The organism is Brevundimonas sp. NPDC007368 (assembly GCF_042869015.1).
Classification (GTDB): Bacteria; Pseudomonadota; Alphaproteobacteria; order Caulobacterales; family Caulobacteraceae; genus Brevundimonas.
The window spans coordinates 1-2,500 of sequence record NZ_JBIAFA010000009.1; the positions used below are offsets into that span (position 1 = coordinate 1).

Annotated in this window: 1 tRNA gene and 2 rRNA genes (1 of these 3 cut by a window edge); all 3 read right to left on the bottom strand. The window is 53.8% G+C overall.

The window, feature by feature from the left end:
* Positions 1 to 77, bottom strand: a tRNA-Met gene (locus ACFYLW_RS16050).
* 71 nt (positions 78 to 148) lie between these two features.
* Positions 149 to 263 (bottom strand): 5S ribosomal RNA (gene rrf, locus ACFYLW_RS16055).
* 79 nt (positions 264 to 342) lie between these two features.
* A 23S ribosomal RNA gene (locus ACFYLW_RS16060) occupies positions 343 to 2,500 on the bottom strand; it runs 622 nt beyond the window's last position.

The window sequence follows — 2,500 nt, forward strand, 5'->3', positions numbered from 1 at the left end:
TGGGTGCGGGAGCAGGATTTGAACCTGCGACCTTCAGGTTATGAGCCTGACGAGCTACCGGGCTGCTCCATCCCGCGGCAAGGCGGTGTGTGAGGAAGAAGGGTTCGAAGACAGTCCTTGGGACGGCTTTTTCTTGTGTATCTGGTAGACCCCGCGGCGACCTACTCTCCCGCGCCTTGAGACGAAGTACCATTGGCTCTGGAGGGCTTAACGACCGAGTTCGGAATGGGATCGGGTGTGGAACCTCCGACATAGCCACGGGGTCAACCAGACACACAAGAAGAAGAAGACATCGTCGCGTATATTTATCGGCAAGTAGAACCGAATGAGTTTTGCTGAGAAACGATCAAGCCGATCGGATTATTAGTACCAGTAAGCTTCACACGTCACCGCGCTTCCACACCTGGCCTATCAACGTGGTAGTCTTCCACGATCCTCAGCGAAGCCTTGTTTTGAGGTTAGTTTCCCGCTTAGATGCTTTCAGCGGTTATCTATTCCATACTTAGCTACCCTGCTGCACGGCTGGCGCCATGACAGGTCCACCAGAGGTATGTCCATCCCGGTCCTCTCGTACTAGGGACAGATCCTCTCAAGCTTCGAACACCCACGGCAGATAGGGACCAAACTGTCTCACGACGTTCTGAACCCAGCTCACGTACCACTTTAAATGGCGAACAGCCATACCCTTGGGACCTGCTCCAGCCCCAGGATGTGATGAGCCGACATCGAGGTGCCAAACTTTGCCGTCGATATGGACTCTTGGGCAAAATCAGCCTGTTATCCCTAGAGTACCTTTTATCCGTTGAGCGATGGCCCTTCCACTCGGGACCACCGGATCACTATGGCCGACTTTCGTCTCTGCTCGACTTGTCAGTCTCGCAGTCAGGCTAGCTTATGCCATTGCACTCGACGACCGATTTCCGACCGGTCTGAGCTAACCATCGCGCGCCTCCGTTACACTTTGGGAGGCGACCGCCCCAGTCAAACTACCCACCACGCCATGTCCCGGGACCGGATAACGGCCCTCGGTTAGACGTCAACGACAGTAAGGGTGGTATTTCAAGGATGGCTCCACCAGAGCTGGCGCCCCGGTTTCATAGCCTCCCACCTATCCTACACATACGGTCGCTAACGCCAAGGCGAAGCTATAGTAAAGGTTCATAGGGTCTTTCCGTCTGACCGCGGGAACCCCGCATCTTCACGGGGAATTCAATTTCACTGAGCCTGTGCTGGAGACAGTGGGGAAGTCGTTACGCCATTCGTGCAGGTCGGAACTTACCCGACAAGGAATTTCGCTACCTTAGGACCGTTATAGTTACGGCCGCCGTTTACCTGGGCTTCAGTTCGGAGCTTTCACTCCTCCCTTTAACCTTCAGGCACCGGGCAGGCGTCAGACCCTATACGTCGCATTGCTGCTTCGCAGAGCCCTGTGTTTTTGCTAAACAGTCGCTACCCCCTGGCTTGTGCCACTCATTCCTGCTTGCGCAAGGTGAGTCACGCTTATTCCGAAGTTACGCGTGCAATTTGCCGAGTTCCTTCAGCACAGTTCTCTCAAGCGCCTTGGTATGCTCTACCTGACCACCTGTGTCGGTTTCGGGTACGGTCTCTGCTGGAGTTATTTCCAGGGACGACGCCCCTGCAAGGACAATCCAATAAGCCCTTACAAGTTATGCCATCCGTCACTTCCAGCTGGTGCAGGAATATTTACCTGCTTCCCATCGACTACGCTTTTCAGCCTCGCCTTAGGGGCCGACTAACCCTGCGCAGATTAGCTTTACGCAGGAACCCTTGGTCTTTCGGCGACAGAGTTTCTCACTCTGTTTGTCGTTACTCATGTCAGCATTCTCACTTCCGATACCTCCAGCCAACCTCACGGTTGACCTTCACAGGCTTACGGAACGCTCCGCTACCGCTTGCAGTAAACTGCAAACCCATATCTTCGGCGCATGGCTTTAGCCCCGTTACATTTTCCGCGCAGGATCGCTTGATCAGTGAGCTGTTACGCTTTCTTTAAAGGATGGCTGCTTCTAAGCCAACCTCCTGATTGTCAAAGCAATCCCACATCGTTTCCCACTTAGCCATGACTTGGGGGCCTTAGATGATGGTTAGGGTTGTTTCCCTTTTCACGACGGACGTTAGCACCCGCCGTGTGTCTGCCCGATAGTTCTCTTGGGTATTCGGAGTTTGGTTAGTATTGGTACCGCTCGCGCAGCCCGCAACCATCCAGTGCTCTACCCCCCAAGGAATTCGTCGGACGCTCTACCTAAATAGATTTCGCGGAGAACCAGCTATGTCCAGGTTTGATTGGCCTTTCACCCCTATCCACAAGTCATCCGAGAATTTTTCAACATTCACCGGTTCGGTCCTCCAGTTAGTGTTACCTAACCTTCAACCTGCTCATGGATAGATCACCTGGTTTCGGGTCGTCATACGTCGAACTTAGCGCCCTATTCAGACTCGCTTTCGCTGCGCCTACACCTAACGGCTTAAGCTTGCTCGA